This window comes from Delftia sp. RIT313, from assembly GCF_000632165.1.
Lineage (GTDB): Bacteria > Pseudomonadota > Gammaproteobacteria > Burkholderiales > Burkholderiaceae_C > Comamonas > Comamonas acidovorans.
This window is the reverse complement of the sequence record NZ_JFYT01000105.1, coordinates 1-15876: the sequence shown is the minus strand read 5'-3', so window position 1 is coordinate 15876 and position 15876 is coordinate 1. Positions and strand designations below refer to the sequence as shown.

Here is a 15876-nt window from a genome sequence, read left to right as displayed (position 1 = left end):
GCGGCGACGAGCGCAGCGGCCTGCCGCGCCTGCCGCTGCGCTCGTCGCCGCTGAGCATGCTGGCCGACCAGGGGCAGGTGCTACTGGAGCGCGCCGATGAGATCTCGCGCCGCCTCAGCGACATGCTGGACACCGACAACCAAAAGCGCGTGAGCCAGGCGCTGGAGAACATTGCGGCCGCTGCCGCAGGCGTACAGCAGCTCACGCAGAACCTGGATCGCACGCTGTCCACCCAGGTGCCGCAGCTCGCCGCCGACGCCCACAACACCCTGCAGTCGCTGGAGAAGGCCAGCAACGGCGCCTCTGCCGTGGCCTCCGAACTGCAGCAGACCGTGCGCCGCGTGAACGCGCAGGACGGACCGCTGGAGCAGATCGCCCAGAGCACGCGCGCACTGACCCGCATGGCCGATTCGCTGGGCCGCAGCACGGTGCCGCACGCCAACCGCGCGGCCGATGATGTCTCGCGCGCCGCGCGCCAGATGGGCACGGCGGCCAGCCGCTTCAGCGACAACCCGCAGGCCGTGATCTACGGGCCGGGCCAGGCCCGCCCGGGGCCGGGCGAGCCCGGCTTCGTCGCCCCGTCTGCAGCCACCCAGCCCTGACCGAGGAACCCGCATGCCCCTATCTCGCAAGACCGCCGTGGCCAGCGCTGGACTGGCCGCCGCCCTGATCCTGCTGGCCGGCTGCTCTGCCCTGCCGCAGCCCCCTGCCCAGCCCGCGCGCTATGACTTCGGCCTGGCGCCGCTGTCCGCGCCCGCGCAGGCCGCCACATCCGCCGCCCCGCAGGCACGCACGCCGCTGGCGCTGGCCGATGTGGAGGCTCCCGCCCTGTCCGACGGCAGCACCGCCATGTTCTACCGCCTGGCCTATGCCAACGGCCAGGAACTGCGCCCCTACCAGCTGGCACGCTGGAGCCAGCCTCCGGCACTGCTGCTGCAGCAGCGCCTGCGCAGCCAGCTGGGCGTGCAGCGCCCCGTGCTCGCCAGCAGCGAAAGCGTGGCCCAGCCGCGCCTGCAGGGCGCCGTGCCCACGCTGCTGCGCGTGGACATCGAAGAGTTCAGCCAGGTCTTCGACGCGCCCGGCTCCAGTGCCGGCGTCGTGCGCCTGCGCGCCACCCTGGTCGAGCAAAGCGGTGCCGTGGACCGCCTGCTGGGTCAGAAGCTGTTCGAGGTGCGCAGCCCTGCCGCCTCCGGCGATGCCGCAGGCGGCGCGAAGGCGCTGGCGACGGCGGCCGATGCCGCCATTGCGCAGATCGATGCGTGGCTGGGGCAGCAGGGGCACTGAGCGGTAGCTTTGGCCGCCAGCCCGCCGTTTTTCCTTTCTTCCCCTCTCAACAACAGCCGATTGGTGCACTGCACTGTTCGGCTGTTTCTTTGTGGAGTGGACTCAGGTTCGAGCCGCTTTGTAGAGGCCACGTCGGGGCGATTGCAGCGCTTGTGAGCCTGACCGCGCTCCTTCAAGCAAAAAGCCCAGCAGAGCTGGGCTTTGGCAGGGTGAAGGCCCTACGCCTGAGTTACGCCTGAATCAGGAGGATTTGACCCTCAACTCCCTTGTGTAGACCACCTTGCTGGAGCTGCTACGCGTGCGGAGTAGGCCGGTGTTCACTGCCTTGCGGGCAGCCATCAGCGCAAGCGACATGCTGGCCTGTTTCAGGCTGAGCACTTCGGTGTTGATGTCAGTGCGTTCTTTGGTAAGCATGGCAGGCTCCTGTTGAATGAATCTTAGCGACGATGCTTTGCGATGGGGCCTTAAGCATCTTTGCTCGGCAATGCTTCATCGAACGGCCCACTCTCCGGCTGTCATTGCACTTGCTCAACCGCCACGGCGCAGGGGCGGACATACGGGGAAAAGGCTGGGTACTCAGGGCAGGGGCGGGCCGCGCCTGACCCAGCGCTTCCCGCGCGTCCGTCAGGGGCTGTAGTCCCGATCCCACCGTCTCGGCTGCCCCTGGGACGACCGTCAACACTAGGTCCAGACTACGACGCGCAGCCCCCAGGTTTTTTACAGTGGAACCGTCGCTGATGCAGATCGCGGCTTTGAAAAAACAAGGCCTGATTGCACAGCGCTACTTCAACATCACTGAAAGGACCAAGCCATGAATGAAGACCGCATCAAGGGCAACTGGAAGCAATTCACCGGCAAGATCCGTGAGCAATGGGGCAAGCTCACCGATGACGATCTGGATGTGATCGCCGGCAAGCGCGAGCAATTCCTGGGCAAGCTGCAGGAGCGCCAGGGCCTGGCCCGCGACGCTGCCGAAAAGCAGCTGACCGACTGGCAAAAGCGCAACCCCGACTTCCGCTTCGAAGACTGACGAGGGTGGACTGCGGATGGGCTGGACGCCCTGGCCGGCGCCGCCATCCGCTCCTCGACAGCCAGCGTGCCTGTGGGCGCGCACCAATGGCCCGCCGCCGCAGGCACCAAGGGCCGGTTCAGTACAAATACAAGGAGTTCCATCATGCAAACACCGCAACGCTTTCGCCATATGCTTTCCGCTGTCGCCCTGGGCCTGATGGCCTCCGGCGCCATGGCCATGACCAATGCGGAGCACACGGCCGCCAAGAACCAGATCGAGGCCGATTACAAGGCTGCCAAGGAACAGTGCAAGCCGCTCAAGGACAACGCCAAGGACGTCTGCGAGAAGCAGGCCAAGGGCCAGGAAAACGTGGCCAAGGCCGAACTGGAATCGCGCCGCAATCCTTCGCCCAAGAACAGCGAAAAGGCACTCAAGGCCAAGGCTGATGCGGACTACGACATCGCCAAGGAAAAGTGTGACGACCTCAAGGGCGACGCCAAGGATGTCTGCGTGAAGGATGCCAAGGCCGCCCACGTGCACGCCGTGGAAGCCGCCAAGGTGAACAAGGCCCAGGCCGAGCCCGCTTCCAACTCCGCAGCCAAGGCTGCCAACGTGGCCGAAACCCGCAAGGACGCTGCCGAGGAAACCCGCGAAGCTGACTACAAGGCTGCCAAGGCCCGTTGCGACACCATGAGTGGCGCTGCCAAGGACACCTGCGTGGCTGACGCCAAGCGGAAGTTTGGACAGTAAGCTGGTAGGCACCCCCTGAGGCGCTGCGCGCCTTACCCCCGTGGCACGGCGCCTCTCTACTTGCTTCGCAAGGGATGGGGACGGCACCTTCGCCGCGAGGCGGCTCTTGCTCGGTGCCCCTGGCCTTTTGGCCGCGCCAGTTTTATCCGCCTTGACCAAGCCCCGCTCGCGGGGCTTTGCTGTTTTCGGGTTGGCTGATGTGGGTCAAACGGGTTGGGCGGTGCTGTTCCTAAGCTGCAGGCTTTCACGATGAAGGCAGGAGAAGCATATGGCCGTGCTGGAATGGAGCGGAGCGCTGGCATTGGAGTTGCCGGCCATGGACGAGGTGCATCAGGAGTTCGTCCTGCTGCTGGCCGAGGTGGAGGCTGCCGATGATGCGCAGCTGTGCGCGCGCTGGGATGAGTTGATCGCGCATACGCAGGTGCATTTCGACCAGGAAGACCGCTGGATGCAGTCCACGCGCTTCACCAGCACTAACTGCCACAGCCTGCAGCACAAGGTGGTGCTGCAGGTGATGCGCGAGGGGGCGAGCAAGGCGGCGGCCGGTGATCTGGCCGTGATCCGCAGCATGGCGGGCGAGCTGGCGGCCTGGTTCGTGCACCATGCGCAGACCATGGATGCGGCGCTGGCCCTGCATCTGCGCAGTGCGGGCTTCGATCCCGCCACGGGCTCCCTGGCGCACCCTGAGGCCTTGCCCGAGCAGCCCATCACGGGCTGCGGCGGTGCCTGCGACGGCAGCGCCGACCGCGCGCGGACCGTGCCGGCCTGAACCGATCTGAACCGGCAGTAAGGCCACCAGTCAGCCAGCCCGCTCAGGGCACGATCGCGGGCGATGCCAGGATGGGGAAGATCTTCACCAGCCCGCCCGCCATCACCTCCACGGCCAGGGCCGCGAGGATCAGGCCCATGAGCCGCGTCATCACGTTGATGCCGGTCTTGCCCAGCACGCGGGCGATCGGGTCCGCCAGCGAAAAACAGACCATCACCACCAGCGCCACCACCACGCCATAGCCCACCAGGGCCAGGTGCTGCCAGATGGTGCGTGCCTGGTCGGCGTAGATCACCACGGTGGACATGGAGGCCGGCCCCGTCAGCAGCGGAATCGTCAGCGGCACCACGGCAATGCTGTTGCCCATGGCGGCCTTTTCCGCGCCAGCGACCAGCGTGGGCGCGTTGGGCCGTTCCTCGGCCGGGCGGGCGTTGAGCATGTTCATCGCGCTGATCAGCAGCAGCAGGCCGCCGCCCACCTGAAAGCTCTGCAGCGAGATGTTGAAGAAGTCCAGCACCTGCAGCCCGATGATGGCGCAGGCCGCGATCACGCAGAACGAGGCCAGCGCCGCCGTGCGAATGGTCTGCTGGCGCTGCTGGGCGCTGAATCCCTCGGTGTAGTGGATGAAGAAGGGGACGATGGCCAGCGGGTTGATGATGGCCACCAGCGTGATCAGCGGTTTGAGGTCCATGGAGAGCCTTAGAGGTTGCCGCCCGAAATATCGACCAGGCTGCCCGTGGTGTAGTGCGAGCCATCCGACATCAGCCAGAGGATGGCGTCGGCCACCTCCTCGGCCCTGCCGCCGCGCTGCATGGGCACGTTGGGCGCCAGGCGCTCGACGCGGTCGGGTTGTCCGCCGCTGGCGTGGATGTCGGTCTCTATCAAGCCGGGCCGCACGGCGTTCACGCGTATGCCCTGGGCGGCGACTTCCTTGGCCAGGCCCAGCGTCATCACGTCCAACGCGCCCTTGGCGGCCGCATAGTCCACGTACTGGCCTGGTGCGCCCAGCCGCGAAGCGATGCTGGAGACGTTCACGATGGCGCCTCCCCTTCCGCCATGGCGGGTGCTCATGCGCCGCACGGCTTCGCGCGCGCAGATGAAGCTGCCGATGGTATTGACGCGGAACATGCGCTCCAGCCGCTGCACGCTCATCTCGGCCACGGTCTGCGCGCGATCCACCACACCGGCGTTGTTGACCAGGGCATCCAGCCGGCCGAACTGCGCATCCGCCGCACCGAACAGGGCCAGCACCTCGGCTTCGTCGCCCACATCCGCCTGCACGGCCAGCGCGCGGGTGCCGGCTGTCTGCACGTCGGCCACCACGGCCTCGGCCGCATCGCGCTGTTGCTGGTAGCTGATCACCACGTCCCAGCCCCGGTGCGCAGCCATGCGTGCCGTTGCGGCGCCTATGCCGCGGCTGCCACCGGTAATGAGCACGACTTTTCGTTCCATCGAATGTCTCCTGTGAAAGAATTGCCGCACGGGCCGGCCCGCCGCCATTACAGCATTGCGGGGCGCGTCCGCCCACCGGGAAATCACAACAGGTTCTCAGACAGAAAGGAACGCGGACATGGGCAGTTTTGTGCAGTTGACTTCGTTGGATGGCACGGCTTCGCCGGCCTGGGTGGCGCGGCCCGATGTGCCCGCGCGCGGCGCCGTCGTGGTGCTGCAGGAGATCTTCGGCGTCAACGCCCATATCCGCGCCGTGGCCGACCGCCTGGCTGCCCGCGGCTATGTGGCCGTGGCGCCGTCGCTGTTCACGCGTGTCGAGGCCGGTGTGGACCTGGGCTACGGCGACGCCGACCGTGCCAAGGGCATGGCGCTGAAATCCGCCGCCGAGGCGCTGCCCCAGCCCGGCGTGCTGCCCGAGATCGAGGCCGCCATCGCCCATGCCGCCACGCTGGTGCCCGGCGGCAAGGTGGGCATCGTGGGCTTTTGCTGGGGCGGCCTGTGGGCCTGGCGCGCGGCCTGCAACCTGCCCAGCCTGTCGGCTGCGGCCTGCTACTACGGCGGCGGCATGACCACGCCGCTGGAGATGGGCCGCGAGCCGCTGTGCCCCGTCATCGCCCACTTCGGCCGGCGCGATACGCACATTCCCGTGGACGCCGTGCAGGCCTTCGCCCAGGCGCAAAAGCATGTGCAGGTGCACCTGTACGACGCCGACCACGGCTTCAACTGCGACCAGCGCAGCGCCTACGACGAGGCCAGCGCCCTGCAGGCGCGCGACCGCACGCTGGCCTTCTTCGACCAGCACCTGGCCTGATCTGCCGTGCCGGGCGTGGCCCGGCATGGAAAATCCAGGCATCGGGATTTCCGGGAGTGCTGCTTGAAACCCGGTGCCTGATGCAATAGGCTTTCCAGAAGTCTCAACAGGAAAGGATGTCCATGCGACCGTCCGTGGTGCTCGACATGAATCGCAGCGCAGTGCGTGAAATGGCCAGCCGTTTCCGCACTGCGAACCCGCGCGTCTTCGGCTCCGTGCTGCATGGCACCGACCGGGACGGCAGCGACCTCGACCTGCTGGTCGATGCATTGCCGGGCGCGACGCTGTTCGACCTGGGCGGCCTGCAGGACGAGCTGGAATCGCTGCTCGGCCTTCGCGTTGATCTGCTGACGCCCGGAGACCTGCCGCTGAAGTTTCGGGCCCAAGTGCTTGCGGAGGCGCAGCCGATATGAACGGGCATCGCCTTCCCGATTACCTCGATCACATACAGCAGGCCGCAACGGATGCCTGTAGCTTCGTGAAGGGCTTGGCCAAGGAGGATTTCCTGGAGGACAAGCGCACCCAGCAGGCCGTCATCATGAGCCTCATCATCATTGGCGAGGCTGTCACGAAGGTCATGGATGGCTATGCCGAGTTCGCCCAGACACACGGGCAAGTGCCATGGCGCAACATGCGCGGCATGCGCAACCGCATCGCCCATGGCTATTTCGACATCAACCTCGATCTGGTGTGGGACACCGTGCAGACGGCCTTGCCTGAATTGCTCAGGCAATGGCCATCCATTCGCCGGGATGCGGACGGCGCCAGGCCGGGCTGATCGGTGCTGCGCGAGTGTCCGCAACTGGCCTGATCAACCCCCGGGGTCCGGATCACATGCCGGCCCCGGCGTCGCCTTGCGCGCCTGCACGGTCTGCAGCGTGCCCCGCAGCGCGCGCTGCTGCGCGGTCAGGAAGCTCATCAGCCCGCCCAGGTCGTTCAGTTGTTGGTCTGGGCCGGCCATGCAGCACAGGTTGATCACCAGGCCCATCTGGTGCATGCAGTCCTTGAGGCGATAGACCTCGTATTCGGAAATGGGGTAGTACAGGCTGGTCTCTTCCCTCGGCACTTGCGGGGAAGAGAAGAAAGGCGGGGAGGCGTGTGCTCCGCTGGGCGCATCGAGGTCAGGCATGGCGGCTCCTTTGGCATGAACTGGCACCCCCTTGCGGAGGTCCCGCACAGCCCCGCCAAAAACGGAACCGTGCCCGGCGCAGCACCGGGAAGATGAAAAGCCGCTGCCTCATCAAAAGGCGTGCGGCTGCTGCGCCTACGTTGTTCCGGGCCGCCAAGCCCGTATCCCCCGAGGGGATCGCGAAATGGTACTCCAAATGCGCGCCGCAGGCCGGGGTGCAATGTGGTCAACGCTATGCTGAGCTTGCCGCCGCCAACGGGTGGCAGGGCTGTGCAGGTTGGCGGGCCGGGCAAAGGAGCCGGCACCCCCTTGCGGAGGTCCTGCACAGCCCCGCCGAAACGGAACCATGCGCAGCCTTGGGGTCAGCCCTGGGGCTGCTGCGCGTGCAGCCCCATGTGGTACAGCCCCCAGGGCGCCTGCGCAAAGCGTTCCTTCAGGGGCTTGCCGGCCAGCTCCGCAATGCGGTCGGCGTCGTACATGGCCCATTGCGGGCCCAGGCCGCCCAGGCCCAGGCGCCGGCCGTCCATGTGCGTGGCCAGCAGCATGCGCCATTGCAGGGCCTGCGCCAGCGGCAGCTGGGCGCGGTAGCCGTCGATGGCCTGCAGGGTGATCCACTGGCCCTTGGCCGCTGCGGCGGCGCTGTCCACTCCGGCCGCCTGCAGCACGGTGGCCAGCAGCGGGCCGCGCAGCCGGTGGGGCTGGCCGTCGTATTCGATATGGGGCGTGATCTCCACCGTGGGCAGGCGCTCCAGCGCACCGGCCCCTGTGGTCCAGGCCGAGTCGAAGGCCAGGCCATGGTTTTTCAGCAGCAGGTCGGCCACCGGGTCCAGCGGCCCCCGGTTGCCGCGCACGCCGGGGCCGCTGATGGTGAGCACGGCGGCTTCGGTGCTTTTTCCGGGGGCGGCGGGGGCGGCCAGGACGCTTTCGCACAGGGCCAGGCCGGTGGCTGCGCTGGCGGCCAGCAGGCTGCGGCGTGAAAGCGGGCTCCGGCTTGCGGATGCGGTCATGAGGAACTCCTGGGGGTGCGTGGCGATGTGCCAGCGCCGATTTTCCGTGAAGTGCCCATCCTGCGCGACAACGCCGCGCCCGCTGCGGTCAGCAGGCTCAGCAGCGCAATCCCCCCGGCGCCCAGTGCTGGAATGGGCGCCGCAGATGGTGCGGAGGCCGCCGTGACGGTCACGGTGTTGCTGTCCGAGCCGGAGGTATTGCCATCACCGGGCACATAGCGCGCCTGCACCGTGGCCGTGCCCGGTGGCAGCCGGGGCACGCTGCAACTGGCCAGCCCGCCGGTCACCGCAACGCTGGCGCACAGCACCTGCGTTCCGTTCAAGAAATCCACCGTGCCGCTGGCGCCGGCAGGCAGCGTGACCTGGGCGCTGAAAGTCACGCTCTGGCCATGGCCTGGCGCAGCGGGGGAGGCCGACAGGTGGGCGCTGGTGGCTGCCGGGCCGATCACCACGGTCACGGCTGCGGGTTCGGTGGTGGCGCCGTTGGCATCGGTGGCGGTCAGCGTGAAGCTGTAGCTGCCTGCCGCCTGCGTGGCTGTAGCCGAGAGCGTGCCGGTGGCCTGGCTGAAGCCAGCGGGCAAACTGCCCACGCTGTAGCTGAACGGCCCCACGCCGCCGCCAGGCACGGGCGCCAGCGGCTGGCTGTAGGCCGTGCCGTAGGTGCCGGAGGGCAGGCTTGCCGTGACGCTGAAGGCCGTGAAACTGGCCTGCACGCTCCTGGCTGCATCGATGGTGACGCTGCAGGTGGACGTGCTGCCGCTGCAGGCATCACTCCAGGTGGCAAAGGCATGGCCAGGGTCGGGCGTGGCGGCCAGGGTCACCAGGGTGGGCGCGCCTTCGAAGTAGCCATAGCCGGCCTGGCACAGGCCGCCTGGGCGGCCGCAGTCCTGTACGGCACCCGTGGCCGCAGGCGGGGAGGGCTGCGCCGATACGCCGCCCGCGCCGCTGGCCAGAACGGTCAATGCCGCCTGGAAGACGTTCGCCTCCACGGCGCCGATGTCGCACCGCGCACCCTGGGGCCTGACCACGCCGCGCTGGTCCGTGCCGGGTGCGGCAGTGCAGGCCACCCCGTCCAGTGCCGGGCTGCCGGTGCCGTTCAACATGGTCTGGGTGGGGCCGCCGTGGCTGGCCAGGGGGCCGAGCTGCGGGTTGCCCGTGGTGAAGGCCAGGGCGCTGATGTCGGCATTGTTCAGGGCCTGCGCCAGGCCCAGCAGATTGTTGCTGCCGCTGGCATCGCTGGTGCCGCCATTGCGCAGGTCCAGCACCACGTCCCTGCCAGCGGGCTGTTTGGTGGCCGGCTCGAACACGCTGCCCTGGGCAATGCTGGCCTGCATCTCCAGCGAGGCGCCGCTGCGGGTGCAACTGATGTTGCCACCCGCACTGCAGGCGGCCTGGGAATCGCCCAGGCTGTAGATGGCGCCGCCTTGCGCGGCCGGGTTGTCGTCGCCATTGGCCTGCACGGTATTGCCGGCCAGGGTGGAGAAACGGATGGTGAGCACGCCGTTGTAGTTGAAAACGGCGCCACCCAGGCCGGCGCCGCCGCCGCTGCTGTTGCCCAGCCCACCGTGTGCACCGTTGCCAGCCAGGGTGACCTGGTTCAGCGTCAAGGTGCCTGCGTTGTTGAAAATGGCCCCTCCCATGCCGCCTGCGCCACCGCCAGCGTCGAAGGCGCCGCCCCCACCGTTGCCGGCGCCGAAGCCGCCACCGCTGCCACGACGGCCACCACCACCGCCAAATCCGCCACCGCCGGAGCCGCCGCCGCCGCCACCGAAGCCGCCGTTCTTGCCGCTGGCGCTGCCACTGCCACCGCCCAGGCCGCCATCGTCCGGGCCGCCAGCGTTCGGCCGTCCCCCCGGGGAAAAAGTCGCATCCTCGCCCACGCCGGCACCTGCAAAGGAGTTCAAGGAAAGCCTGCCTCCTTGCCCCCCTTGTGCGTGATTGCGCGTGAGCGTGCTGCGTTCGATGGTGAGCTGGCCCCGATTGAAGATGGCACCGCCCGCACCCAGCGCGCCGCCGCCAAAGCGGCTGGAGCCGCCTGTGGCCTGCCCCCCGGCCAGGGTCAGGCCGCGCAGGACCAGTCCACCCTGCGCATCGATGTCGAACAGCCGGAAGCCGGGTGCGGTCCCGAGGCGCTGCACGCTCACGCCCTGGGGCGTCAAGCCATTGGCGGTGGCATCGATGGTGATGCGCTTGCCGCTGATGAAGAAGGCGCTGGGGCCGAACTGCGAGACGTAGCCGGGCCAGCTGGCCAGCGGCAGGCAGGTGGCGCCGGCGGCCTGCCCGGTGTCCAGGCAGTTGGTAAAGCGGGTCAGCGAGATGGTCTGCCCATCCAGGGCCGCGCCGAAGACGATGGTGTCGCCATCGGCGGCATGGTTGATGGCGTCGCGCAGGGTGTCGCAGTTGCGGTCGCCTGCGGCAGGCGAGCATTGCGCACGAGACAGCGGATCGGTGTCTGCAATCTCGCCGGCGGTGGTGACGGTGAGTGTGGCGGCCTGGGCCGCGACGCCGGCAAGGGCCAGTGCCAACCCGACCGTCAGGCCCGGCAATGTCCGGCCCCGGGGGCTCGGCGTGGGTATGGGTGGTACGTCGGCTGCAGCAGACGGATGGATGATGGACATGGCGGACCCCCTCGGTAGGCACAGCATCTCGGTGATGTGCTGAAGAGGGCAAATCTATGGGGTGTCCGGCTTTCTGTATGTCCCCCGTTCGGGCTACATGGCCGATGAGAGGGGACGGGGCCGCCCATGTCGCCTATCCGGGCGACATGACAGCGGTCTTGTTCCATGTGAACATGCGGCCCTCGCCACGCACTCCACCCACATGGACACGCACACAGACCCCTACTCTGCCGCCGCGACGGGTGGCGCCACAGTCATCCGCGTGGCCGTGGTGGAGGACGACGCCGCCTGCCGCCACGCCCTGGTGGGCGTGATCAATGCCGCGAAGGACATGGTCCTGTGCTGGGCGGCAGCCAGCCGCGCGGAGGCCCTGCACCAGCTCGGCCGGGCCGATGGGGCCGGTGCCATGGACGTGATGCTGGTGGACCTGGGCCTGCCCGACGGCAGCGGCCTGGAGGTGATTGCTGCCGTGCGCACCCGCCACCCCGGGGCGGCGGTGATGGTCAGCACCATCTTTGGCGACGAGCAGCATGTGCTGGCCGCCATCGAGGCCGGCGCCATGGGCTATCTGCTCAAGGACCTGGCCGCCGACGCGGTGCTGGAGGAAGTGCGCAGCCTGCACGCGGGCGGCAGCCCCATCAATCCCATGGTGGCGCGCAAGCTGCTGCTGCGCCAGCAGCGGGCCGGGGCGGTGGCCGGGCTGCAGCCGCCTGCCGAGCCGCAGGCCGCCGCGCATGCGCTGTCCATGCGCGAGCTGGAGGTGCTGCGCCTGGTGGCGCGCGGCCATACGCTGGACGAGGTGGCGCGCCAGCTGGGCGTGTCGCGCCATACGGTGCGCACCTTCGTGCGGCGCATCTACGGCAAGCTGCAGGTGTCCAGCCGCACGCAGATGATGCATGTGGCCTTGCAGCGCGGCTGGCTGGCCGAGGGGCGGCAATGAGCACCGCCAGGGTGGGCAGATGACGCAGCCGCTGCTGCAGGGGAGGGTCCTGCTGGTTTCGGCGGGACTGGTGGCGCTGGCGATGCTGCTGGCGGGGGCGTTCGGGCTGCGTGGCCCCGCCGCAGGCGAAGCGGTGCAACTGCGCCAGGCGCAGCTGTGGCGGTCGGACAGCCCGCACTGGGCGCCGCCTGCAGCGCTTGCGTCGGCCGACGACGCGGTGCTGGATGCATCGACGCCGTGGAGCGATGTGGGCCTGCCCTATGGAGGCGACAGGGCCGTGTCGGGCAGCGGCGACCTGGCCGCGGCGCCGCCCGAGGTGCGCTGGTTCCGCGCCGTGGTGCCGCCCGAGGCGCTGGCGCCCACGCCCCAGGGCGCGCGCCTGTATATCCCGCGCTGGCAGACGGTGGGCACGGTGGCGGTGTATGTGGACGGGAAGCTGGCCTGGCAGACGCGCGGCAGCCGGGTATGGAACAGTTTCAACCGGCCGGTGTGGCTGGACCTGGGCGGGCTGGCGCAGCCGGGCAGGCCGCTGCAGGTGCATGTGCGCATGGCCAGCCAGCAGGGCGTGGGCGGGGCGCTGTCCAGCCTGTGGGCGGGGCCGGCCGAGTCGCTGCGCCTGTCCTGGCGGCTGCGCAGCCTGCTCCAGGCCGATCTGGTGGTCTATACGGCGGGCTCCTACCTGGTGCTGGGCCTGTTCGCGCTGGCGCTGTGGACGCTGCAGCGGCGGCGCGGGGATGTGGTGTTCCTGCTGTTCTTCCTGATGTCGCTGTGCCAGTTGCTGGGCTCGCTGCAGTTCATGGTGGACGGCGAGGGGCTGGCCCTGTCGGACGGCTGGTTCTCCTGGCTGACGCTGGCCGGCCTCATGGGCGCCACGGTGGCGGCCTTCCATTTCCTGTGCCTGATGCAGCGCAGGCGCCGGCCCTGGCTGGCCCGGGTGCTGCAGGGCTATGTGGGCACGGTGCTGCTGGTGGCGGTGCCGCTGTGGGGGCCGGCGCACGAGACCATCCTGCCGCTGCTGCGGCTGCTGATGGTGCCGCCGGAGATCCTGGTGCTGTGCATGGCCGTGGCGGGCGCCTGGCGCATGCGCGATGGCGGCAGCACCATGCTGGCGATGTGGATGCTGCTGTCGTTTCCCATCGGCTTCCATGACCTGGCGCTGCAGAGCTACCTGATCAGCATAGAGAGCATCTACCTCACGCCCTATGTGTACCTGGGGCTGTTCACGCTGTTCCTGCTGGTGGCCTACCGGCGCTACAACGGCGCGCTGGCCGTGGCAGAGAACGCCAACCTGCATCTGGCGGAACGGCTCAAGGCCCAGGAGGCCGAGCTGGCCCAGGCCCATGAACGCCTGCTGGCCGTGGAGCGCGAGCAGACGCTGATGCACGAGCGCCAGCGCCTGATGCGCGAGATGCACGACGGCGTGGGCTCTTCGCTGATGAGCGCGCTGCGCGTGGTGGAGTTCAACCAGGTCGGCACGGTGGACCTGGTGCAGCTGCTGCAGGAGTGCATCGATGACCTGAAGCTGTCCATCGATTCGCTGGAGCCGCTGGACTGCGACCTGCTGGCGCTGCTGGCCGGGCTGCGCTACCGGCTGGGGCCGCGCCTGGAGGGGGCGGGGCTGCGGCTGCACTGGGAGGTCAGCGACCTGCCCGCGCTGCCCTGGCTGGACGCGCAGGCCGCCCTGCATGTGCTGCGCATCCTGCAGGAGGTGCTGACCAACATCATCAAGCACAGCGGCGCGCGCGAGATCACGGTGCGCACGGCCCAGGCCCCCCTGGACGGCCGGGCCGGCGTGCAGGTGCTGGTGGAGGACGACGGCCACCCCTTCGACCGCGCCCAGGCACCCACCGAGGGCCGCAAGGGACTGGCGAACATGCGCACGCGCGCGCTGGCGCTGCAGGCGCGGCTGGACTGGGCGCCGCTGGCCGGCGGCAATCGCTTCACGCTGTGGATGCCGCTGGAGCGGGCGGGGCCCTAGTCCTGCGCCGTGCGCGCCATGTAGCGCTTGCGCCAGAAGAACACGGTCAGGCCCACGGCAATCGTCGTCATCGAGCCCATGGCCCACCAGAAGCCGTCCTGCTTGTGCACCAGGGGGATGAATTCGAAATTCATGCCGAAGATGCCGGCAATCAGGTTCAGCGGCAGGAAGACGGCCGTCAGCGCGGTGAGCGTGCGCATGATGTCGTTGGTGCGGTTGCTCTGCACCGAAAAATGCATCTGCACCACGGTCTCGGTGCTTTGCTCCAGCCGCCGCACGTGGTGGACCACGCGCTCTATGTGTTCCAGCACGTCGCGGCTGCGCACCTTGAGCAGGTCCAGCTCGCGCAGCGCCGCCGCATCTTCAGGCGGCGCCCAGGTCTCCAGCGCGTCCGTCCAGTCCTGCACGGCGGCGCGCTGGTCTTCGCAGACCTCGTCCAGCTCGTGCAGGGCCAGGCGTGCGTCCAGTAGCGCGCTCCAGTTGGCAAAGCGCGTGCGCGGGCGCAGCAGCTCGGTCTGCCAGTGGTCCAGCTGGCGCGACAGTTCGCGGCGCAGGTCCAGGAAGCCGTCCACGATGAGGTTGACCACGCGCAGCATGAGGTCGGGCGGGCTGGCAGGCAGCCGCGTGCCGGAGGTGGGGTTCAGCCGCCCCTCGCGAGGGTCATTGGGCACGGCGGCCAGCAGCCGCGCGGCATAGGCGTCGCGCACGGTGCAGTCGTCGGGGTGCACGGACAGCAGCACCTGGTCGAACATGGCAAAGCCCACGGGGCTGGTGTCGATGTTGCGCAGCACGGGCGGACCTGTGCGGCGCACGGGAGGTGAGGGGGGCAGCGCCTGCGCCGCAGGCGAAGAGGCCGTGCCGGCCTGCGGGGCGGCACGTGCCTGCCCGCTGGCCAGGCGGCGAAACACCAGCAGGTCGTACTGCGAGGTGTAGTCGTAGCGCGAGGGCAGCTGGGCGTTGAGCAGGTCCGAGACATGCAGGTCCACCAGCTGCTGGCCCGACAGCAGCTGCAGCGTGCGCTGCACCTCGGCCAGCCGCTCCTGCAAGGTGGCGCGGGTGCAGGAGATCCAGACGAATCCCTGCGCGGGCGCCTGGTCGGGCAGGGCGGCCAGTTCGGTGGCGCCGCCCGGCTGCAGGTGGAAGATGCGCATGTTCCTGGCGGCGGGAGCGGCTCCCGCGGGCGGCGTCACCGGCTGCATGCGCTCAGCCGCGCAGCTTGCGCGCGGCGTCGATGGCGAAGTAGGTCAGGATGCCGTCGGCACCCGCGCGCTTGAAGGCCAGCAGCGATTCCATCATCACCTGGTCATGGTCCAGCCACCCGTTGGCGGCGGCGGCCTTGAGCATGGCGTACTCGCCGCTGACCTGGTAGGCGAAGGTGGGCACGCCGAATTCGTCCTTGACGCGGCGCACCACGTCCAGGTACGGCATGCCGGGCTTGACCATGACCATGTCGGCGCCTTCGGCCAGGTCCTGGGCAACTTCGCGCAGGGCCTCGTCGGTGTTGGCGGGGTCCATCTGGTAGACGTTCTTGTCGGCCTTGCCCAGCGCGCCGCGCGTGCCCACGGCGTCGCGGAAGGGGCCGTAGAAGGCGCTGGCGTACTTGGCGCTGTAGGCCATGATGCGGGTGTGGATGTGGCCGTGGGCCTCCAGCGCCTCGCGGATGGCGCCGATGCGGCCGTCCATCATGTCGCTGGGCGCCACCATGTCCACGCCGGCCTCGGCATGGTTCAGGGCCTGGCCCACCAGCACCTGCACGGTCTCGTCGTTGATGATGTAGCCGGACTCATCCAGGATGCCGTCCTGGCCGTGGCTGGTGTAGGGGTCCAGGGCCACGTCGGTCATCACGCCCAGTTGCGGGAATTCCTTCTTGAGCGCACGCACCACGCGCGGGATCAGGCCGTCGGGGTTGAGCGCCTCCTTGCCGTCGGGCGTCTTCAGCGAGGTCTCGATGGCGGGGAACAGCGCCAGGAACGGGATCTCCAGCTGCACGCACTGCTCGGCCACGGGCAGCAGCAGGTCCAGGCTCAGGCGGTCCACGCCGGGCATGGAGGGCACGGCCTCGCGCTGGTTCGTGCCTTCGTGCACGAACACGGGGTAGATGAAGTCATGGGCCGTGAGCACGTTCT

At 68.9% G+C, this 15876-nt stretch carries 17 protein-coding genes and 1 pseudogene; 10 read left to right on the top strand and 8 right to left on the bottom strand.

Annotated features, from left to right (window positions below):
* Positions 1-602: pseudogene (locus BW39_RS28250) on the top strand (MlaD family protein); the annotation flags it as partial.
* 13 nt (positions 603-615) lie between these two features.
* On the top strand, positions 616-1284 hold the full coding sequence (locus BW39_RS28245) for an ABC-type transport auxiliary lipoprotein family protein (protein WP_043825538.1): 669 nt from the start codon (positions 616-618) through the stop codon (positions 1282-1284).
* 240 nt (positions 1285-1524) lie between these two features.
* On the opposite strand, the gene BW39_RS31585 is transcribed toward BW39_RS28245, so the two are convergent.
* Entirely contained in the window at positions 1525-1698 is a 174-nt protein-coding gene (locus BW39_RS31585; RefSeq protein WP_161787013.1) for a hypothetical protein, read from the bottom strand.
* 397 nt (positions 1699-2095) lie between these two features.
* On the opposite strand from BW39_RS31585, the gene BW39_RS28240 reads away from it, so the two are divergent.
* The 3 genes from BW39_RS28240 (at position 2096) to BW39_RS28230 (ending at position 3815) form a co-directional block, all read left to right on the top strand.
* Complete coding sequence (locus tag BW39_RS28240; protein ID WP_012202308.1) at positions 2096-2314, top strand: CsbD family protein; 219 nt, start codon at positions 2096-2098, stop codon at positions 2312-2314.
* Between the two features lie 144 nt (positions 2315-2458).
* Positions 2459-3046: a hypothetical protein gene (locus BW39_RS28235; RefSeq protein ID WP_013800231.1), complete on the top strand. Its 588-nt coding sequence runs from the start codon at positions 2459-2461 to the stop codon at positions 3044-3046.
* Between the two features lie 268 nt (positions 3047-3314).
* The gene (locus BW39_RS28230) at positions 3315-3815 is read left to right on the top strand and encodes a hemerythrin domain-containing protein (RefSeq protein WP_013800232.1); all 501 of its coding nucleotides are present in this window, start codon (positions 3315-3317) and stop codon (positions 3813-3815) included.
* Between the two features lie 43 nt (positions 3816-3858).
* Here the strand turns inward: BW39_RS28230 and BW39_RS28225 are convergent, their stop codons facing one another.
* Both BW39_RS28225 and BW39_RS28220 read right to left on the bottom strand, forming a co-directional pair.
* Positions 3859-4506, bottom strand: coding sequence for a MarC family protein (locus BW39_RS28225; protein WP_012202311.1), 648 nt, complete (start codon positions 4504-4506; stop codon positions 3859-3861).
* Between the two features lie 8 nt (positions 4507-4514).
* Positions 4515-5267, bottom strand: coding sequence for an SDR family oxidoreductase (locus BW39_RS28220; protein ID WP_043825536.1), 753 nt, complete (start codon positions 5265-5267; stop codon positions 4515-4517).
* Positions 5268-5385: 118 nt separating this feature from the next.
* Between BW39_RS28220 and BW39_RS28215 the strand changes: the two genes are divergently transcribed.
* The 3 genes from BW39_RS28215 to BW39_RS28205 all read left to right on the top strand — a co-directional run bounded on the left by BW39_RS28215 (position 5386) and on the right by BW39_RS28205 (position 6856).
* Positions 5386-6078, top strand: a complete 693-nt coding sequence (locus BW39_RS28215) for a dienelactone hydrolase family protein (protein ID WP_013800233.1) — start codon at positions 5386-5388, stop codon at positions 6076-6078.
* Positions 6079-6200: 122 nt separating this feature from the next.
* Complete coding sequence (locus BW39_RS28210; protein ID WP_013800234.1) at positions 6201-6491, top strand: nucleotidyltransferase family protein; 291 nt, start codon at positions 6201-6203, stop codon at positions 6489-6491.
* On the top strand, positions 6488-6856 hold the full coding sequence (locus BW39_RS28205; RefSeq protein WP_043825534.1) for a HepT-like ribonuclease domain-containing protein: 369 nt from the start codon (positions 6488-6490) through the stop codon (positions 6854-6856). The genes BW39_RS28210 and BW39_RS28205 overlap by 4 nt, the downstream gene beginning before the upstream one ends.
* A 33-nt stretch (positions 6857-6889) precedes the next feature.
* Here the strand turns inward: BW39_RS28205 and BW39_RS28200 are convergent, their stop codons facing one another.
* The 3 genes from BW39_RS28200 to BW39_RS32195 all read right to left on the bottom strand — a co-directional run bounded on the left by BW39_RS28200 (position 6890) and on the right by BW39_RS32195 (position 10832).
* On the bottom strand, positions 6890-7207 hold the full coding sequence (locus BW39_RS28200; RefSeq protein WP_043825532.1) for a hypothetical protein: 318 nt from the start codon (positions 7205-7207) through the stop codon (positions 6890-6892).
* A gap of 362 nt (positions 7208-7569) precedes the next feature.
* Positions 7570-8214, bottom strand: a complete 645-nt coding sequence (locus tag BW39_RS28195; RefSeq protein WP_043825530.1) for a molybdopterin-dependent oxidoreductase — start codon at positions 8212-8214, stop codon at positions 7570-7572.
* The gene (locus BW39_RS32195) at positions 8211-10832 is read right to left on the bottom strand and encodes a choice-of-anchor Q domain-containing protein (RefSeq protein WP_043825529.1); all 2622 of its coding nucleotides are present in this window, start codon (positions 10830-10832) and stop codon (positions 8211-8213) included. Before BW39_RS32195 ends, BW39_RS28195 begins: the two co-directional genes overlap by 4 nt.
* 202 nt (positions 10833-11034) lie before the next feature.
* Here BW39_RS32195 and BW39_RS28185 point away from each other — a divergent pair, with 202 nt between their 5' ends.
* Positions 11035-11772 (top strand): response regulator transcription factor, encoded by a 738-nt coding sequence (locus BW39_RS28185; protein ID WP_043825528.1) that lies wholly within the window; start codon positions 11035-11037, stop codon positions 11770-11772.
* Between the two features lie 19 nt (positions 11773-11791).
* Positions 11792-13750, top strand: coding sequence for a sensor histidine kinase (locus BW39_RS28180; protein ID WP_043825526.1), 1959 nt, complete (start codon positions 11792-11794; stop codon positions 13748-13750).
* Here the strand turns inward: BW39_RS28180 and BW39_RS28175 are convergent.
* Both BW39_RS28175 and hemB read right to left on the bottom strand, forming a co-directional pair.
* On the bottom strand, positions 13747-14949 hold the full coding sequence (locus BW39_RS28175; RefSeq protein ID WP_013800241.1) for a magnesium transporter CorA family protein: 1203 nt from the start codon (positions 14947-14949) through the stop codon (positions 13747-13749). The genes BW39_RS28180 and BW39_RS28175 overlap by 4 nt on opposite strands.
* Positions 14950-14953: 4 nt before the next feature.
* Positions 14954-15876, bottom strand: a 923-nt coding sequence (hemB, locus tag BW39_RS28170) for a porphobilinogen synthase (protein WP_043825525.1), incomplete at its 5' end; no start/stop codon positions are given.